Origin of the sequence: Colwellia sp. BRX10-3 (assembly GCF_014077505.1) — a bacterium.
GTDB lineage: Bacteria > Pseudomonadota > Gammaproteobacteria > Enterobacterales > Alteromonadaceae > Cognaticolwellia.
This window is the reverse complement of the sequence record NZ_JACGWA010000002.1, coordinates 85464-105312: the sequence shown is the minus strand read 5'-3', so window position 1 is coordinate 105312 and position 19849 is coordinate 85464. Positions and strand designations below refer to the sequence as shown.

Below are 19849 nucleotides of genomic sequence, written 5' to 3'. Positions count from 1 at the left end.
TTAATAAAATTTAATGGCACAAATTAAGCAAACTAGCGTCTTTTTTACCTGATATCCGTATTGAGTCATCATCGAGAATTTTTTGCAACGAATCAATCGATTGTTGCAGTAATATTGCTTGAACTGATGCTTGAATTTGCTGGCTCATGGTGCTTAAAATTTCGATATCTAATTCAGTGAGTACTTTATCAGATATTTTACTGTCAGTGTAAACAACACCCACAACTTTATCTTCATAGAACAAGGGGATACAGGCTAATGCGGATATTTTTTTGGTTTCTATACTCTTACGTGAGCTTAACAGTTCATGGCGAGTAACATCCATGGCAATAACCGCTTGCCCGGACTCAAAGCAGCGAGTAATAGCGCCGACACTGCCTTCGAAGTTAGCTAATTTAAAATCAGCTAATTGCATGCCATGAGCAATGCTAACACTTAAGGTTTGTAGAGTATCACCCAATAAAATAATGCCACGCTGTGTACCCGTTAACATAATGATATTTTGTAATTGTGCCGATAAATTGTCTTGTAAGTGTTCTGTTAAAGGGGTTGATATTGGTGATTGGCTATTGGATAAACGCCATTGATTATGTGTAATAATAGCATCAAGCTGTTCAGATGATTTCGTTTCAAATAAGCAGTCTAACTCACCAATCGAAATTAAGGCATCAGTATTTAAAGTGGACTGAGTAATGGCAATACCATTGACTTTTGTACCGTTGCGACTGCGCTCATCATTAAGTTGCCAAATTTTATTTGTATGCGCAACTTTAGCATGTTGGCGAGAAACCGTAGGGTGATCTAATAAAAGTTCACATTCATTTGAGCGCCCTAAACGGTAACCACTGTTTTCATAAAGAAAACTTTCTACTGCAGGTTGGTTAGGATAACAAACGGTAATTCTAGCTGGCATAACAACACCTCTACATAAAAAAAATGGTTGCGTTACTTAATTAAACGCAAACTAAATCGCAAGGTTTTTGAGAATGCCATCAACTCACCGGCAATATTACGAATATCTCGGCTTGAACGCCATACATCTGGAATATTAATACCACGGTTGTCGTTAATACGACGATTAAACTCATTAAGCTTATTACTTGCCAAATTATAGTCTTGAGTTGATATCAACTGATTAATGTCGTTAATATCTTGTAATAACGCTGAATAAACCGCTGCATTTATTTGCGGAGAAAATTCATTTAGCGCGGTTTGTAAATCATTAAATTTTTGTTGAACAACCACTAGAGGTGCACGCAAATCAGCCACAATTATAAATTGAGAAAATTTGCCTGTTGAACCACGAGTACGCAAGCTTCCAGAGCCTAAGGTCTCGGTAATATCTTTAAACTCCCCGTTTAATGGTGCTTTAAAGAAACGGAAAGGCGTGCCGGCTGTATATTCTAGATTATGCGTATGTAGATCTATTGTCGCAACACCCGAGAACGAAAAACCAGTATTCGCTTTAGGTTCAATGGTGATCATCATTGGAAAGGCCGCTGCGGGGGTAATATTTAACCCACTAGGTAAGCGGTCTATAATGTCTAATGAGGTAACATCGATTAATTCTGCACTTAATCCTAAACTATCTTTAGTTAGGCCGACTGCATTTTCAAACTGTAAGCTAAGGTCTGCAGAAATATCACCGGGTAAATGAACAATAACTTCTACTTTATTACCCTGCACGTCGACCGATAATGGTTGGGAAGCGAAAGATAAGGTACTAAAAAAAATGGCAGTTGTGGCCAAAAATTTAGTCGTTATATTTTTTTTGTTCAACATCTTTTTTCCTCTGGATACGAATCTGCTAGTTAACTCAGATTGTTTTATGACTCTGCTAACAGAACCTACGTTGAATTTAATAAATTAGCAAGTATTTAGGCTCATTTAGTAGCAAGAAAACCAACCTACTATCAGGTTGGTTCTTCTTCATAAAGCTAACAATTAACGTAAGTAGCTATCATACGCTCGGCCAATAATAACGGCATAGTCACCACGCTTAATGTTATTAGCTGGCTCAAAGTAAGCAACTACTGTTGGTGATAAGTCATAAGGTCCTTGCTCAAGTGCAAAACGAACACCCATTAATGACATATCGATAGCAGCTTGCACATAACCTTTTAAGACAGGTGGTACAGAACTTGAGTCCATCACAGCAATGCGCTCGCCTTTATAATCAACTGTTAACTCTCCAGAGAAACTTAATGCTTGTGTTTCAAGTCCTAGCCCTTGCACTAATGAATAAGCAAGCTCTTGTTTAGTAACATTTTTACGAGGAGTGAATTCGTCACCATTTGATAACATTACCGGCCATTGATTTTGAACTCTGTCTTTAAGTGCCGAGCCAACAGTGGTCACTGCATCAACAAAAGGTGCATACTTATTGTTTACATCAGTAAAAGCTGTTTTTTGCTCATTCAAGATGTCACGTTGCTGTCTGATTGATAAACCCATTACTAAGAATTTAGCTAATTCTTGACGTTTTAAGTTAGCATCTGGGCGGTAAAAACGGTCATTTTTGCTATCCACTAAACGCTCACTTACCGCAAACTCAATCGCTTTTTCAGCAGGATGGCCAGCAATATCATTTAAACCTTCATAACCACCAGAGTTCAAGATTGAAATTTCACCGCTAACATATTCAGGAAGTCCTGGGCCATTTGATGTGCCTGTTGGATCTGCTTGAACACCTGAAAGTGAAGTTATGCCGTAAGCAGAAAGCTTCCATTGACCCACTTGTGCAGGGGCAGAAACTCGCATGGTATCGCTCAGTACTGGCGTCGTTAAGTTACCAAAATAAACAGTCCCGTCTGGCGCTTCTAATTTTAATTTAACTAGATTGGCAAGGGTTTCAGACGAAGCACTGATCCAAGCTGCATCAGCTTCAACATCGAAGGTATGCACTTCAGGTTCACCAACAGGAGAAAATAGCACTTCAAACGCTTCAGGCTCGCCGCCAGAAGTAAGGATAGCGTTGGCATTAAACTCACTTAAGTTATTTACTGTCGCGCTATTTTGCTCATCATGACCTAGTGCTCCTGCTACTGCCGCATAAGCATTGACATGACCAGCACCCACTTCCCAAGATTCATAACCCGGCATATTAGTCGCGGTTTCTTGAATGATTTGCTTAATTTGTAAAGGCGTTAAGTCAGGGTTAGCTTCTAACATTAAAGCAATGATACCCGCTACATGAGGCGTTGCCATCGAGGTGCCAGAAATCCTAGTGTAGAAAGGTAAGTATTCATCTTCGATAACACCTACATCGTCAGCACCACCGTTAGAGGCAAGGTTAGTTTTAGCACGGGTTGAAATAATATCAACACCAGGTGCAACTATCGTTACTTCGTTTTTATAAGTCCAGGTCGAACCATCCGGCATTGTAAAGTCAGCTTGTTCGCCACGTTTACCACGTGAAGAAAAATCAATTAAAGTGCCTTGTTTTGTGGTTGCGCCAACTGACATACCCCATGGGATTTGTGCATAAGGGTTGTGGGTATCTTCACCTGCACCACTGTTACCAGCAGCAAATACTGAAATCATACCTAATTTGTGAGCTTTGTATGACGCTAATGAAATAGGGCCTGCTGGATCAAATTTTCCACTTGAGCCCCAAGAGTTACTCATCACACGAATAGGAGAGTTAAAATCCCAAATATGACTAATGGCATAATCATAGCCACCAAGTGCATCTAGGATAGAAAGACCAGCACCAGAACCGTAGCCGACAATATCTGCACCTGTCGCTGCACCTTTGTACTTACCGTCAGAGTGTGTGCCCCAACCGCCTACTGTGCCGGCACAATGTGTTCCGTGGCCAACATTTAAATCAGTATTGGGTTGGCCTTCAATCCAGACGCCGTCAACACCGGTTAATGAAATGGCTTGTGCATGAGTAACGCCCTGTACGTTTTCAACCACTTTAGCGCCGTACTCTAGGTCATCTAACGTTGCATCAATGCCTGAATCGTTAACAATAACCGTAACGCCCTTACCGGTAAATTTCATACCATTATTAGCGGCAAAACTGTCTGATTGTAACTTTTCCACGCCCGTTATTTCACGTGCTTCTGCGTTAAAATACTCAAGTGTACGGTTTGCAAAAACTGAACGCACACCTGGCATAGCAGCTAATTGATTAATTTGAGCCGGACTTGCCATCACACCAATAATAGGTAATGATTGGAATTGAACGCCTTGCGCTAAACCTATGTTTAGTAAGTTTTGTAACTGCGATGTGGTTAGTGCATCGAGCTGGTCATAAGACACGACTACCATTGCACTGTCAGTGGCAGTCATATTTTGTAATTGTTGTTCTAATTGAGAACCGATAACAGCCGCAGCTGTTGCGTTTAGACTGATACCTGCGATTGACATGGTTAATGCCATATTTTTAATTAGTGTTTTCATCTTTTGTATCCACCCATCTCTGAAAGTATATTTTATGAACACCTTCATTTGACGCGATTTCAGCATGGCTTACTATCAGGATCAGTCCCTAGTACATACAGGGGAAAACCCCTACAGCTGACTTATTTTGTATAAAATATCAGTGAATAATAAAAATTGATTTTAATTTTAAAAAAAGAATAAAGTAAAAGATAAAATACCACTCCTTTAACATTGCCCCCTCATATAAACATACACAGCTAATGCATGAAATTAATTCATCTGTTAAATGAATTTATCTCGTTTGCGGGCGACAAGAAATGACCTTAAGATGAACTTGTTTTGAATCTCCCCCGATTCCATAACGTTTTTTACATAGTTAATTTGTTTTATTTCAAGGACATCTATTGATGTCCTTTTTTTTTATTTATTTTTAACAACATTAATTTGGTGCAAGCACACTATCATGGTGCATCCAAAAGCATATCAAAACCCGAATAAAACAATAAAGCAATTAAAATCATAACCTTAAATTACGGCTTAAGTTTTGCAAATAGATTTTGTCTTCACTAATAAATGTTAACTATGTCAATCCAAACACCTATACGTGGCCTGCGCTCATTTTGTGTTGCGTCGAAATGTTTAAGCTTTAAACATGCAGCATCACAATTATTTCTAACTCCGTCAGCAGTCAGTCATCAAATAAAACAACTTGAAACGCAATTAGGCATCGTTTTGTTCAATCGTGGTACCAGAACCATTGAACTAACCAGTGCAGGCAAACAGTTTTACCAGTCAATTCAACCGATAATTAATCAATTAGAGTCAACTATATCCGAGTTTACTAAAAAGCAGCAAAATCAAACGATAGTCATTAGCTTGCCGGAGTTTTTTGCTAGCGAATTATTTATACCTCGCTTATCACTTTGGTCCGAAAACAATCCAACAATTAATCTTCAACTCGAAACCGTAAAATCTGGTAGCCAGCCATCACAGTCGGCAGATTTATCCATTGTGCTTGCTAATGGCAAACCCAATGCGAAAATTGTTCAAGAATTATTTCCTATCCGTTACGCACCTGCATGTAACAAAAGGCTATATAAAAAATTAAAAGCCTCTGGCTTTTCCGCATTAAAAACCACGCCGTTAATTTTACACAGATCACGACCCTGGTCTTGGCATCAATGGGCTGATAAAAACAATGTTGAGGACTTTGATCCTAAGCAAATTATCCAATTTGATAGCATGTTTGGTGTTGCAAGAGCTGCGCAGCAAGGGATGGGGATAGCACTAGTGCCATTGCCCATGAGTAAAGCCTGGTTCAGTGAGCAATTATTAGTTAAATTATTTGATGAAGAATTAAATACCAATGATAAGTACTACCTTATTCAACATGAAAATATGGACAACCATACAGAGCTGTCTTTATTCGCTAAATGGGTAAAAGAAACCTTCACAATTTAATCATTTATGATTGAGGTAAGAACTTTACAGAAATAATGCTCTTACCCTTTTATACCCGCTCCATTTTAAAATGCAGTTGCTACACTTTGCTAAGGCTCATCTTAAAGTGGAACAGATAGGCCACTAGAGACTGATATTCAGGCTGGCATAAATAGCCCTGACTAACACATTCAAGCATTGGTAATACAAGTGAATATTATTCACTTGATGAGTGTATTCTAATCGTTTGTCAGTCATCCAACTTCTCTCTATATTAGCCCTGTATCAACTTGATGCGTAACCAATATAGAGAAAACAAAATGAAGAAATTAACTTTAAAAAACACCTTATTAGCCACTATATTATTAAGTGCCACACATTCAGCTTTTGCCAGTGATGACGTATTCCAAGTAGCCATAATAAAAGGGGCTATTGGTACTGAAGAGATCACTAAAGGTAAATTAGAATCAGGTATAAAAAAATTAACCGAGAACGAAAAAAGCCAAGATTTTTATGCTAATAAAATGAATTTATGCGTTGCATATTTACAGTCTAACGTTACTCATAGCGATAAATCAGAAACAGCCTGTACAGACGCTATCGATAGCTTAGAGTCTGCGAAACGTCAAAGTACTAAAGTACGGTATTTAACATCACTTAATTATAGTAACCGTGGTGTTGCTCGATTTAGGAAAAACCAGTTAACCGCAGCATTAGAAGATTTTGAATTGGCGGTTAACATTAACGACAACGCAATTACCGCAGGTAACTTACAAAAATTAAAACAACTTTTACCTATAAATCAAATTGAAAACTCAACAGAATTATCTGATTAGAACTCAATTCATTCAAATAGGAGCATTTAAATGGTAAATAATATTATTAACGAAATAAGCTCAACAATTAGCTTTATTATTGAAATTAAGCATATCTCAATCAGTCAGTGGGATGTTGAGTAATAATATAGCATTATTCATTACAATGGTTTATCAGCATACAGCTAACTTAATGAATAATGTCAACACAACGCAGCTAGATAATAGTAAATAAAATGCAGGGTAAATATTATTTAGCTGACGTTGCAACTAACTAAAATCAATATGTTTTACATCATAAAAAAACCAAGAATATTCCCTCGTAGTTAGTAATTTACTCGTCCAAATATCTCAACGTTGACAAAGCACTAGGCATGTATCACTTTTTGTGCATAATGAACGCCTATTCATGCTTTATTGCAGTTATTCAACAGATAAACAAGTTCGCTTATATGATAAAAGACATTTCCAACTTGCAAGTTAAATTACAAAGCTTACTAGCAGCGCAGCAAAGCTTTTACACGCAAGGTAAAGTGGCCGACTACATTCCAGCTTTAGCCGAAATTAGCCCTGAAAAAATGGGGGTTTGTGTTACCACTATTGATGGTAAAACGGCAGGCGCAGGTGACTATCAAGAGCCCTTTTCTATTCAAAGTATTTCGAAAGTATTTGGTTTGGTCATGGCGATGAAGCGTATTGGAGATGATTTGTGGAAACGCGTTAATATGGAGCCTTCAGGGCAACCATTTAACTCTATTATCCAATTAGAGTGGGAAAAAGGTATTCCGCGAAACCCAGTTATAAACGCCGGTGCATTATTGGTTGCTGACGTACTAACTAGCCATTTTTCTTCAAGTAAGTTAGCCTTTTTAAGCTTTATGCGTAAGTTGGCTCATGATGAAGCTGTATTTATCGACAATTATGTTTATCAATCAGAATTAGCCCATGGCAGCCGAAACGCCGCGCTAGGGTATTTAATGAAAAGCTTTGGCAATATAGAATCAGAAATACCGGAAGTATTAAGTCATTACTTTACCCAATGTTCAGTGGCGATGAGTTGTGAACAATTGGCGACCAGTTTACTATTTTTAGCGAATAAAGGTATTGACCCTTTAACTAAAAAAGTTATCTGCACACCCAGAGATGCCCATAGAGTTAATGCAATATTATCGACCAGTGGTATGTATGATCAGTCAGGCCAATTTGCCTTTTCTATTGGCTTACCTGCTAAAAGCGGCGTTGGCGGCGGAGTAATTGCCATAGTGCCAAGCTATGGTGTTATTTGTACATGGAGTCCACCGTTAAATTCTTTTGGTAACTCAGTTATTGGCACAAACTTAGTGGCTAGTTTAGCCGAAGAATTAGGCTTATCGATTTACCATTAACACCAAATGTTATATTTGAGCTACGCTTTATTACTACTAACGATTTAGCTAGCCTCTTCGTTAAGGTATTGCTCTAACAATAACTCAGCAAGCCTTTTTGTATAATACTCATAAGCATGCCGGTTATAGTTATTAGATAATGCATTCATAAAGCCGTGTAAGTATTCACTTTGCTCAATGGTGACCATTGATTTTTCTTGTAAAATAGCCCTGAGCGCGGCAACTGAAAAGTGCTGTTCTGTTGCAGGTAAAATTAGCTTAGTTTCAATACTGGGCGTTAACTGCGTCATGTGCCGAATTTGGCTACTATAAAAACAAATAGCAGCTAAGCTTTGCTCAACATATTTTTGTGAATATAACTGCCAAATAGCGCTGCCCCCTATACTAAAGCCCACTAACAATTTACTGCCTGATATTGCTGATAACTTTTGCTCTAATTTTTTAACGTAGCCATCTAAAGTAACATTTTCGATAAAATACTGATAAGCATCTTCTTCACTGGAAAATGATTTTGTTTGTTCTGAATATGGGCCAATCAAATGCAGCTGGCATTTAACCCCAAGCGGTTGCTTCACTTTAAGTAATTGTTCAACATTGGCAGTAACTTGCTGACATAACTTTGTAAAATCATCCGTAAGACCAAAAATATCAGCGACAAAAATTATATTCAAATAACGACTCCAACAAACAACTTCATATAGATTTGATCAAATTTTTGCATGCTTTTTTAAAATTTGAAAGCTCAAATGGGTTCAGCACTAGAAATAGCCGTCGCTACCCGTTAGAATCTAGCGCATAGAAATTTAAATTATCAGCAACGAGACGTATTCAGATGGGCAGAGCATACCAAAACCGCAAATTATCAATGGCCAAAACTGCGGGCCAAAAAACTAAAGTTTATTCAAAGTACGGTAAAGAAATTTACGTATTAGCGAAAAATGGCGGTGTAGACCCCGATGGCAACCTTTCTTTGCGTCGTACTATCGAGAAAGCAAAAAAAGATCAAGTTCCTACTCATGTTATTGAAAAAGCATTAGAAAAAGCTACAGGTGTTGGTGGTGAAGATTACGTAGAATCGCGCTACGAAGGCTTTGGACCGGGTAACTGTATGGTAATTATTGACTGTCTAACTGATAACGGTAATCGAACGATTAAAGATGTTCGCCAATGTTTTACTAAAACTTATTCAAAAATTGGTTCATCAGGCACAGTTTCACACATGTTTGATCATCAAGCCGTGTTTGCCTTTAAAGGTGAAGACGACGAGGCTGTATTAGAAAATTTAATGATGGCTGATATCGATGTTACTGATGTTGAGCTCGAAGACGGTATTATTACCGTTTACGCACCGCATACTGAATTCTTTAAAATTAAAACTGAATTTGCAGAAAGTATGTCTGAGGTTGAACTAGAAGTAGAAGAAATTACTTGGGTACCACAAACCTACACTGAAATTTCTGGTGAAGATGACTTAGCTAATTTCGAAAAATTCATCAATATGCTTGAAGATTGTGATGACGTACAAAATATTTATCACAATGCAGAGCTAGCTGAAGAATAACACTCTCGAAAAACATATGAATTGATGGCATCTTATCGGATGCCTTTTTTGTTTAATTATACTCACTATTAAAATTTGATTAACAAAGGCTAACCATGATTGATTTTCGCTCTGACACGGTAACTCGACCTAGTAAATCAATGCGCAATGCTATGGCAAACGCGGAAGTCGGTGACGACGTATATGGCGACGACCCTACGGTTAACGAGCTTGAATTATGGGCCGCTAAACGCCACGGATTTGCCAGTGCGATGTTTTGTAGCTCAGGCACGCAAGCTAATTTGTTAGCCTTAATGGCACATTGCCAACGGGGCGATGAATACCTTTGTGGCCAGCAAGCGCATAACTATAAATTTGAAGGCGGTGGCGCGGCTGTTTTAGGGTCAATTCAACCACAACCCATAGCGAATGAGAAAGACGGTACCTTGTGTTTCAAAAAGCTGGCGGCAGCAATTAAGCCTGATGACTCTCACTTTGCTCGTACCACATTACTCAGTATTGAGAACACCATTAACGGTAAAGTACTATCGTTGGAGTACATGGCAAAAGCACGTGAGTTTACTCAGCAAAATAACCTCGCCTTACATTTAGACGGTGCGCGTGTTTACAATGCGGCCAGTGCATTAAATATCGATATTACAGAGATTTGCCAACACGTAGATTCGATGTCTATTTGCTTATCAAAAGGCCTCGGCGCACCGATAGGTTCAATATTACTCGGTTCAGAAGCTTTGATAAAAAGTGCTAAGCGTTGGCGAAAAGTGGTGGGTGGTGGCATGCGCCAAGCTGGTATTATTGCCGCGGCGGCAAAAATAGCACTGGAACAAAATCCAGCAAAACTACAACAAGATCATGACAATGCTCAGTATTTGGCTAAGGCCTTAAATCAGCTTGATAACGTTTCAGTGAACTTAGCCCAAGTTGAAACTAACATGGTATTTGCTACATTCGCTGAAAACATTGATATTGCAGATTTAGTAGTCCAATTCAAAGCCAAGAGTATATTGCTAACCTCTGGTAACCCTATGCGACTAGTTACGCACCTAGATATTGATAAAGCGGATATTGATAACTTTATAACACAGTTGAGCGGCGCTTTAACACTAGGGAAGTAATACCGCTAAAGCAAGCGAATAAATATTTTGGAGTCAGAAGCTTAAGTACAAATACTGAGTGTAAAAACTTAGTGTTATGAATGACTAAGGGAGACTCGTTAGTTAACCCTTAGTAACCGGTTTTGTATATCCTGAACGATATTTATTTTGCTAGTTTTTCAATCATAGTATTTACCGCAGCCAAGTGCTCTGGGTTGTTATGACACATACCCTGAAAAACCGCACAAATATCAAGAAAGTCTGGCAATTCAGTGCGTTGTGCTAACTTCATTAATCGCTTTGTTAACCGTAACGACGCTACTGGTTTAGCCGCTATTTCACTTGCAAGCTTGTTCACTCTTTCGATTAAGTTTTCAGGCTCAACAACATCTAATACAATACCTATTTCTTTTGCTTCTACAGCATCAATTACACGACCCGTAAAGGTTAACTCTGCGGCCTTTTGATAACCAATTAAGCGTTGCATAAACCATGCGCCACCATCGCCAGGAATAATTCCTAAGTTAACAAAGGTTTCACCAAACTTAGCTTTTGTCGAGGCAATTATTATATCGCACATATTGGCAATATCAAAACCTGCGCCTATTGCAGGACCATTTACTGCGGCAATTACCGGTACTTCTAATTTGTGCAAGGCTAACGGGATGCGCTGAATACCTTCTCGATAACGTCTTTCTAGCGCTTGCACATCACCGGCAAAGTCGCCTGCTCGCTCAGCCATGTCCTTAATATTGCCGCCTGAAGAAAATGCTGAGCCATCACCGGTGATAATCAGCACCGCTATTTCAGGTGTGCGATTAATCCATTCAACAGTATTAACAATATCGTCTGCTATTGCGGTGCCTGTTAAAGCATTTCGGACATCGTGGCGATTAAACCTCAAGGTAACCACTTTATTACTGAGTGTTATTTTACTGTCGACTAATTTAGGTAGTGAACTCATTTTTACCTCGCTATGCTATTTGATAAGTTTTATTAATATTAAATTTCAGGTTATGATTTTTCAGTAACTTTAACTTGTTGCCAAAAGGCTTCAAGTTCGTCTAAAGAATGCTGTTCAAAACTTTTATCGGCATTATTCACTTGTGCTTCAACACCATAAAAGCGCTTGGTAAACTTATTATTTGCTTGACGTAATAACGCTTCAGGGTCTTGTTTAGCATGTCGACATAAATTGACTACGGCAAACATCAAATCACCTAACTCTTCCGCCAAAGCAGTATCGTCACGATGTAACTCGGCTTTAACTTCTAAAACTTCTTCTTCAACTTTAGCAAAAACATCATCAATATTGTGCCAGTCAAAACCGACATGCGCACAGCGTTTTTGAATTTTTACCGCTTGTGATAACGCTGGTAAATTACGTGGAATATCAGCCAATATACTTAAATTAGTATCCTTGTTTTTTTGCTGGCGCTCTTTCGCTTTCTCATTTTCCCAGTTGGCTTTAACTTCAACATCTGATTGAAAATCACTACTGGCAAAAACATGTGGATGACGGCGAATCAACTTTTCACAAATGGCACTTACTACGCTATCAAAATCAAAACGCTTTTCTTCCGCGCCAAGTTGGCTATAAAACACCACTTGAAACAATAAATCACCTAGCTCTTTTTCCAATTCAGTAAATTCTTCTTGCTCTATGGCGTCAGCCACTTCGTAAGCCTCTTCAAGCGTATGAGGAATAATAGATGTAAAAGTTTGCTTTAAGTCCCAAGGACAACCCGTTTCAGGATTGCGCAGTTCAGACATGATCCAGCGAAGCTTTGATATTGAGGGTTTATCGTTCAACATTATTTAATATCCTGATTATTTACCTTAACGGTATGTTCATACTGCTTTGTGTAATTAGCGTAGCATCCTACTTCATCATATTAAGCAAATATATTATATTCATTAGCGTTTAGATATTGGCAATTCGTGATTGTATATTTTATGTACTAAGCTTGTGGGGTAATTCAAACATGCAGTAGAAACATAAACTTTACAAAAGGAACATAATAATGAATAAAGCTATCATTTCTAGTTTAGCTTTTTTGTTAACTGTATTGCCGTTTATGGTTGATGCAGAAGAACAAAAACCTAAAAAGTTAGCAAACGTTGAATATCTATCTATCACTTATACCGATTTCAAACCCGGAAAAGCCGATAGAGCTATGGAAATAATCAAAGAGCATTATTTTCCGGCGTCTAAAACAGCAGGGACTCAAGTACCTTATATTGTCAGGCTGCAAAGTGGTGAATGGGATATGGCTACAGCATGGACATTAAAAGAGGGCTATTCATCTATGGAATGGGAAATATCCGCAGAAGGAATAAAGTGGATGCAAGCCTTTAACAAACAAGAAGGCGAAGAAAAATCGAAAGAAATTAGAGATGAATTTAATAGTTTAATCCAAAGGAGCAATCACGTAATAGGTTATCATCCTATTGATATTAAATAATTAATTTACTGTAACATCATGCCCATCTTTGCTTTGATATAAAGTTAGATGGGCGATATTAACCCGTTCATTTATTTAAGATTCAATAGGTATCACGTTGTGGGTTACCTAGTTAAAGCATAATACACCAAGTTTTTCTCTTAAGAACTTGGCGTTAACATGACTTAATGACTAACTATAATCGTTTAACTTCAGTAACGTCGTCTAACTGATTCAATTTCGCTAATAATCGCATTAACGCTTCATTATTCGCCACTTCTACTTTGATTGTCATGCTCATACTTTGCTTGGCGTTATCGGTATTACTTTCAAGGCCAATAATACTGACTCTTTCATTAGAAATTATCGTCGATATATCTCTCAATAAACCTTGACGATCCCCACCGATAATATTAATGCTAACTTGATAACTTTTTTTGCTATCTATGCCCCACTGCACTTCTACTTCACGCTCTGGTTGCTGGTTCAGTGCGTTAGCCAGTTGCTCGCAATCAACCCGGTGCACAGAAATACCACGCCCTTGAGTAATAAAACCTGAAATTTCATCACCCGGCACAGGATGGCAACATTTCGCCATATGAGTTAATAAGTTGCCCACACCTGAAACGGTAATGCCATTGTTATCGCCGGTTTGTGTATCAGTTTGTTGGGGTTGACGAATTAAACTTTGTGGGTCAATTTCAACTTCAGGTTTTGATTTTTCATCTTCCTGTTGTAAACAATGAACCACTTGTAACAAACGAGTATTGCCTGAACCTATCGCGGCAAGCAAATCATCTTTTATGGTGAAATTAAAACGCTCTATCGCTGGTGATAAATCAACTTTAGCTAAAGATAACTGTAACTTACCCAGCGCGGTTTCTAACATTTCTTTACCCGCTGCTAAATTTTTATCTCGGTCGAGTAAGCGAAAAAAGTGTTGAACCTTGGCACGAGCACGCGATGTATGAAGATAATTTAAACTTGGGTTTAGCCAATCTCTGCTCGGGTTTAATGTTTTACTGCGTAAAACTTCAACTTTATCGCCTGTTTGCAAGCGGTGGGTAAAAGGTACAATTCGACCAAATACTTTAGCACCTATACAACTATGGCCAACATTTGAATGAATATAGTAGGCAAAATCCAACGGTGTTGCGCCACTCGGTAAATCTACCACGTCACCACTTGGGGTAAAAACATAGATACGGTCTTCAAATACCTGACTGCGAAGTTCTTCGAGTAACTCGCCGCTTTCTGAAACATCTTCTTGCCATTGTAGAATTTTTCTTAACCAACTGACCTTTTCGTCAAAGCCAGAAGTTTTGCCATTAGCGTTACCTTCTTTGTAACGCCAATGTGCGGCGACACCTAATTCAGCGTCATCATGCATTTGCTGTGTTCTAATTTGTATTTCTATTGCTTTACCTTCAGGGCCGATAACTACAGTATGAATTGACTGATAACCGTTGCTTTTTGGCGTTGCAACATAGTCATCAAATTCTTTCGATAAATGCTTCCAACTGGTATGCACCAAACCTAGTGCGCCATAGCAACCTTGTAGTTCATCAACAATAATACGTACCGCCCTTACGTCAAAGAGCTGTTCAAAATCCAACGACTTTTGCTGCATTTTTTTCCAAATGCTATAAATGTGTTTCGGGCGCCCGTATACGCAACCTTTTATGCCCGACGACTGTAGCTGTTTAGATATGTTATCAACAAAGTCAGTCATGTACTGCTCTCTGTCGAGACGTTTTTCATCTAGTTGTTCCGCTATTTTTTTATAAACGTCAGGATGCAGATAGCGAAACGAAAGATCTTCCAATTCCCATTTTAACTGACCTATACCTAAACGATTGGCTAATGGTGCGTATATATTGCTGGTTTCTTTAGCCGCTAAAACACGGGTTTCTTCATCACTATTTTTTACTAAACGTAAGTGGCATAAACGTTCTGCAAGTTTGATAACAACGGCACGAACATCTTCAACCATAGCTAATAGCATACGACGAATATTATCAATTTGATTGGCACTAATATGGCTTGATTGTGGCTGCTGTAAAGCCTTAATTGCTTCCATTTGGCCTACGCCTTTGCAAAGCAAATATATTTGTTTAGAGAAGTTCTCTTGAATATATTCAATACTAATGCACTTATACTCAAACAAGGGACAGATAAAGGCAGCGCATAATGAGTCGGTATCAAGATTTAAACCCGAAAGAATTTCCACCATCTCTAAAGATTTAGTTTGGCACTGGGTGGTGTCATCAAATAAATAACTGACTTTTTGATACAATTTTTCTAACGCCGCTTTTTTGTCAGCATCTAATTCAAGCGCCGCTAGCCATTGCTCAAAACTTGCTTGTGACATTTGATGTGACTTACGCACAGAAACCATGGAACTCTCTACCTCTGATTCAATTTTCCACCAACATTTATAAGCTAAACATTACCATAGTTTCAACATGCTTTGTTTGTGAAAACATGTCCATTAAGGTAATTTTTTCAATTTTATAACCCTGATCAATAAGCAATTTTGCATCACGGGCCAATGACGTAGGATCGCAACTAACATACAGTATTTTACTTACTTTATAGGAGAGTAATTGCGTTAACGCTTGATATGCTCCAGCCCGAGCAGGATCAAGTAATACCTTGGTATACTTTTGTTTCGCCCAAAGTTCGCTTTGCCAATCACTGTTCAAATCAGCTTGGTAAAATTGGCAATTAGTTATGCCATTTATCTGGGCGTTTTCTTGTGCCTTTTCAACCATTGACACAATGCCCTCGATGCCGACAACAGCACTCGCTTGCTGCGCAATAGGTAAACTAAAATTACCTAAACCACAAAACAAGTCGAGCACAATATCCTTATCGTTTAGCGCTAACCAGGCCAGGGCTTGTTCAACCATCTGTTTATTAACGAGATGATTAACTTGAATAAAGTTATTAACAGAAAACTCAATTTTTATTGAATCAGTTAAAGAATAAAATAAGCTTTTATCTTCTGTTAGTGGCGTAACGTTTTTACCATCGTCAATATAGACTATCCATTGATTTTTATTAGCAAAATTTTGCCACAGTTGTTTATCTTGCGCTGTCAATATTACTAATTGTCGCACTACAACCACATTTTCATTCGCCGCTATAATCTCAACGTGACCAACGGCATTTTTACCCGACAACTTGGGTAAAAGGCCTTTTAGCTCAATAAAAATATCACCAAATGCCTCCACGATTACCGGGCAAGATTTAATTGCCGTTAAATAGCTACTCTCACGTTGGCGAAAACCAACAATAGGCATTCCATGTTTATTATATTGCACACCAATTCTTGCTTTGCGGCGATAGTGCCATGGTTCACTAACAATAGGATTTTGCCACGGCAAACTTTCATTGAGTGCTTGGCGAGAAAATAATTGGGTTATTTTATCTTGCTTATAAGCTAACTGGGGTTGGTAATCAATATGTTGTAAGTTACAACCACCACACTGAAAATAATGACGGCACTTAGGCTCAACTCGATCGGCACTGGCAGTTATAACTCGCAATAACTTTGCTTTTGAGAACTTACTTTTTTGCTCATAAAGGTTAACTTCTACTGTTTCATTAGGCAGAGCACCTTCAATGAAAATTGGTTTTTTACCCTGAAAAGCGACGCCGCAGCCTTGTTGATCAAGGTGACTAACGTTAAGGGTTAAGTGTTGTTGAACTTGCGTTTTTTTGGGGCTTGCTTTAAAAAAATTTGCCATAGCTATCTTAGTTTGCCATCAAAGAGCAGCATAAATTGTCTATTAGCTGCCATAGTGAACGATTATCTATTTGGTATTAGTCACAATTGTGCCATTATAGCGTTATTCATCCAAATATTTCACACTAAAGTTCAGCAAAAAATGCATAAAATAAGCCTGAAAGATTGGGTGATTTTACTTACGATCGTTCCTACGATCATAATCAGTTTACTTGTTGCAGGCTATTTATCCTATAGTCGCTATAGCGAACTCGATCAGTTTATTTATCAACGTGCCAATAGCATAATCTCTCCTCTTGCCATTAGCAGTGCCGAACCACTATTAGAGAAAAAAAGAGATAGTTTAAGAACCTTAATAGGGTTTAGTCATCGAAGTCAGTCTGACATTATCAAAAGCATTGCCATATTTACCAAAGACAACCAAGTTTTTGTCACCAGCGCTTATCATGGCGACACTCATACATTGCGAATTAAAGCGGGGCAAAATTTGCCCAAAAGAATTCAATATGATGACTATGATGACTATCTTATTTATCGCGCCCCCATAATTGACGAGTTTACGACACAAACCACTAACTCTGCCTTAGAGATGAATATAATTGGCTATATCGCTATACAAATAGATAAGAGTACGATTAAGTATGCTCAGCAACAGCTATTAATAACTGTATTTTTTATTTTACTCGCTGGCTTTATCATCAGCGCATGGTTTGCATATAAACTCATTAATAGTGTAACCCGTCCAATATCATCTATGGTATTAGCTATAGATCGTATTAGAGAAGGTAAAATCGAAAGCCGAATTAGCGGTCAACTCGTTGGCGAGCTTAACTTCCTTAAAAATGGTGTTAATGCCATGGCTCAATCTTTAGGGGATTATCAAGATGAGATGCAGCGAAGTATTGACCAAGCCACGATAGATTTACGTGAAAGTTTAGAGCAGTTTGAAATTCAAAACGTTGAGTTAGATATCGCAAAACGCAAAGCTCAAGATGCTAACAAGGTAAAGTCTGAATTTTTAGCCAATATGAGCCATGAGTTACGCACACCTCTTAATGGCGTTATTGGCTTTACCAGACAAGTATTAAAAACCCCCTTAAGCGATACACAGCGCGATCATTTACAAACGATTGAACGTTCAGCTGCCAGCTTGTTATCTATTATTAATGATATTTTAGACTTTTCTAAACTTGACGCGGGTAAAATGATCATTGAAAACATTCCATTTTCAATTCGTGAATCCATTGAAGAAACATTAACGTTACTGGCACCAAGCGCTCATAAAAAGAACATAGAATTATCATTACGCGTTAGCCCTCAGTTACCTGACACACTTATTGGTGATGCCATGCGTATCAAACAAGTGATGGTTAACTTAGCGAGTAATGCCATTAAATTTACTGATAAAGGCTCTGTAGATATTAATCTTGAAGGTAATGTCATTGGCAAAAACCTCTACAAAATTAGAGTAACGGTACAAGACACGGGTATCGGCATATCAAATCAGCAACAAAATTCAATATTTGAAGCCTTTGGGCAAGGAGATAAAAGTGTGACCCGTATTTATGGTGGCACTGGCTTAGGCTTAGTTATATCACAACGTTTAGTATCAGAAATGCACGGTGGTATTGGCTTTGAAAGTGTCGAAAATGAAGGTTCAACCTTTTGGTTTACCTTCCAGTGTGAATTAAACACAATACCCACTGTGCAGTTATCAACACCAGAAAGCCTAAGCGGTAAGGCTATATTATATTATGAGCTTCATGCAGCAAGTCGTTTAGCAACCAGTGAAATATTAGCAAGTTGGCAAATGAAAATTACCTGTATTAGCAAGCGTAGTGAAATGGATATTATTCTCGCCGATAAAAAAATGCTCTCGTCCTTCGACTTTGCCTTAATCGGTCATGACGTTACGCCATCAGCACTCAATGACGTGAAAAAATTTGTTTTTACCCTTAAAGATATTATTCCGTCAATACATTTAGCCATTAATAGTAACTCTCCAAGTTTACATGAAGCATTAATTTCCAGTGGTGCTAAAACTTGTATTAGCAAACCCATAACACTGCAGCGTTTAAGCAAAACACTGTCTCCAACTACCACACCAGAAATCAATAGTTTAATTGAAGTGTCAGAGCAAAAAGTGCCTATTAAAGTACTTGCCGTTGATGATAATGAAGCCAATTTAAAGTTGATCAATGAACTGTTACTTGAGCAAGTGCATGATGTCACCACTGCCACCGATGGCGCTCAAGCAGTAGAGTTATGTAGACATGAAAAATTTGCTTTAATTTTTATGGATATACAAATGCCTGTATTGGATGGTATTTCTGCCTTGTCTATTATTCGTCAGCAAACGCTTAATGAACACACCCCGATAATCGCTGTGACCGCACATGTTTTCGGAGAAGAAAAAGACAAATTACTCGAAAATGGCTTTAACTCTTTTATTACAAAACCTATTGATGAAGCCATGCTACATCACAGTATTTATGAATATTGTGATTCGACATTACTCGCTTATCGCCCAGAACTCGTTACTCCATCGCCAGTTGCTATTAGAAGCTCTAGACCAAAAATCATCGACTGGAAACTGGCTTTACAACGAGCGGGACAAAAAAAGATGTTAGCCAAAGACATGTTTGTTGGCTTAGTTAATAGCTTACCCGAAAGTAAAGCAAACATTTCTGAAGCACTCATTTCTCAAGATATTGAACAACTAAAAGTGTTAATACACAAACTCAATGGTGCTTGTTGTTACTCTGGTGTGCCTAGTTTAGGGAAAGTAACTCATGAACTTGAAACGGAATTAAAACGAGGAATTGGCCTAGATGATTTACAACCAGAATTTTTTGAGTTTTTTGAGCAAATAGATTTGGTACTAGAAGATGCTGAAGTGTTTATTACAAAGCTCGAAAATCAATCTTAAAATGAAATTAAAGATGCAAAAAACTAAAGGGATATTCT

15 protein-coding genes are annotated in these 19849 nt (G+C 38.2%); 7 read left to right on the top strand and 8 right to left on the bottom strand.

Annotated elements, in window-relative coordinates; all coding sequences use genetic code 11:
* Nucleotides 1–10: 10 nt before the first annotated feature.
* The 3 genes from H4J38_RS05590 to H4J38_RS05580 form a co-directional block, all read right to left on the bottom strand.
* Nucleotides 11–913, bottom strand: a complete 903-nt coding sequence (locus H4J38_RS05590; protein ID WP_182130369.1) for an FHA domain-containing protein — start codon at nucleotides 911–913, stop codon at nucleotides 11–13.
* A gap of 32 nt (nucleotides 914–945) precedes the next feature.
* Nucleotides 946–1782, bottom strand: a complete 837-nt coding sequence (locus H4J38_RS05585) for a DUF6689 family protein (RefSeq protein WP_220465449.1) — start codon at nucleotides 1780–1782, stop codon at nucleotides 946–948.
* Between the two features lie 162 nt (nucleotides 1783–1944).
* Entirely contained in the window at nucleotides 1945–4410 is a 2466-nt protein-coding gene (locus H4J38_RS05580) for a S8 family serine peptidase (RefSeq protein WP_182130367.1), read from the bottom strand.
* Nucleotides 4411–4980: 570 nt separating this feature from the next.
* Between H4J38_RS05580 and H4J38_RS05575 the strand changes: the two genes are divergently transcribed.
* From H4J38_RS05575 to glsB, 3 genes are all read left to right on the top strand, one after another.
* A complete protein-coding gene (locus H4J38_RS05575) occupies nucleotides 4981–5853 on the top strand; it encodes a LysR family transcriptional regulator (protein ID WP_182130797.1) in 873 nt (290 codons plus the stop codon).
* A gap of 299 nt (nucleotides 5854–6152) precedes the next feature.
* Entirely contained in the window at nucleotides 6153–6668 is a 516-nt protein-coding gene (locus H4J38_RS05570) for a hypothetical protein (RefSeq protein WP_182130365.1), read from the top strand.
* 431 nt (nucleotides 6669–7099) lie between these two features.
* Nucleotides 7100–8032 carry a glutaminase B gene (gene glsB, locus H4J38_RS05565; protein ID WP_182130364.1) on the top strand — a complete coding sequence of 311 codons (933 nt, stop codon included), beginning with the start codon at nucleotides 7100–7102 and terminating at the stop codon, nucleotides 8030–8032.
* A gap of 44 nt (nucleotides 8033–8076) precedes the next feature.
* Here glsB and H4J38_RS05560 read toward each other — a convergent pair whose 3' ends face one another.
* A complete protein-coding gene (locus H4J38_RS05560) occupies nucleotides 8077–8703 on the bottom strand; it encodes a dienelactone hydrolase family protein (RefSeq protein WP_182130362.1) in 627 nt (208 codons plus the stop codon).
* Nucleotides 8704–8864: 161 nt separating this feature from the next.
* Here H4J38_RS05560 and H4J38_RS05555 point away from each other — a divergent pair, with 161 nt between their 5' ends.
* Together H4J38_RS05555 and ltaE are read left to right on the top strand one after the other, a co-directional pair.
* A complete protein-coding gene (locus H4J38_RS05555) occupies nucleotides 8865–9593 on the top strand; it encodes a YebC/PmpR family DNA-binding transcriptional regulator (RefSeq protein WP_182130360.1) in 729 nt (242 codons plus the stop codon).
* Nucleotides 9594–9688: 95 nt separating this feature from the next.
* Entirely contained in the window at nucleotides 9689–10708 is a 1020-nt protein-coding gene (gene ltaE, locus H4J38_RS05550) for a low-specificity L-threonine aldolase (protein WP_182130358.1), read from the top strand.
* Nucleotides 10709–10850: 142 nt separating this feature from the next.
* On the opposite strand, the gene H4J38_RS05545 is transcribed toward ltaE, so the two are convergent.
* Both H4J38_RS05545 and mazG read right to left on the bottom strand, forming a co-directional pair.
* On the bottom strand, nucleotides 10851–11651 hold the full coding sequence (locus tag H4J38_RS05545) for an enoyl-CoA hydratase-related protein (RefSeq protein WP_182130356.1): 801 nt from the start codon (nucleotides 11649–11651) through the stop codon (nucleotides 10851–10853).
* A 50-nt stretch (nucleotides 11652–11701) separates the two neighbouring features.
* Nucleotides 11702–12502: a nucleoside triphosphate pyrophosphohydrolase gene (gene mazG, locus H4J38_RS05540; RefSeq protein ID WP_182130354.1), complete on the bottom strand. Its 801-nt coding sequence runs from the start codon at nucleotides 12500–12502 to the stop codon at nucleotides 11702–11704.
* A gap of 209 nt (nucleotides 12503–12711) precedes the next feature.
* On the opposite strand from mazG, the gene H4J38_RS05535 reads away from it, so the two are divergent.
* Nucleotides 12712–13152: a hypothetical protein gene (locus H4J38_RS05535; RefSeq protein ID WP_182130352.1), complete on the top strand. Its 441-nt coding sequence runs from the start codon at nucleotides 12712–12714 to the stop codon at nucleotides 13150–13152.
* A gap of 175 nt (nucleotides 13153–13327) precedes the next feature.
* Here H4J38_RS05535 and relA read toward each other — a convergent pair whose 3' ends face one another.
* Both relA and rlmD read right to left on the bottom strand, forming a co-directional pair.
* Nucleotides 13328–15529, bottom strand: coding sequence for a GTP diphosphokinase (gene relA / locus H4J38_RS05530; RefSeq protein ID WP_182130349.1), 2202 nt, complete (start codon nucleotides 15527–15529; stop codon nucleotides 13328–13330).
* A 37-nt stretch (nucleotides 15530–15566) separates the two neighbouring features.
* On the bottom strand, nucleotides 15567–16883 hold the full coding sequence (rlmD, locus tag H4J38_RS05525; RefSeq protein ID WP_182130347.1) for a 23S rRNA (uracil(1939)-C(5))-methyltransferase RlmD: 1317 nt from the start codon (nucleotides 16881–16883) through the stop codon (nucleotides 15567–15569).
* 54 nt (nucleotides 16884–16937) lie between these two features.
* Between rlmD and barA the strand changes: the two genes are divergently transcribed.
* The gene (gene barA, locus H4J38_RS05520) at nucleotides 16938–19811 is read left to right on the top strand and encodes a two-component sensor histidine kinase BarA (protein ID WP_310733449.1); all 2874 of its coding nucleotides are present in this window, start codon (nucleotides 16938–16940) and stop codon (nucleotides 19809–19811) included.
* Nucleotides 19812–19849: the final 38 nt, after the last annotated feature.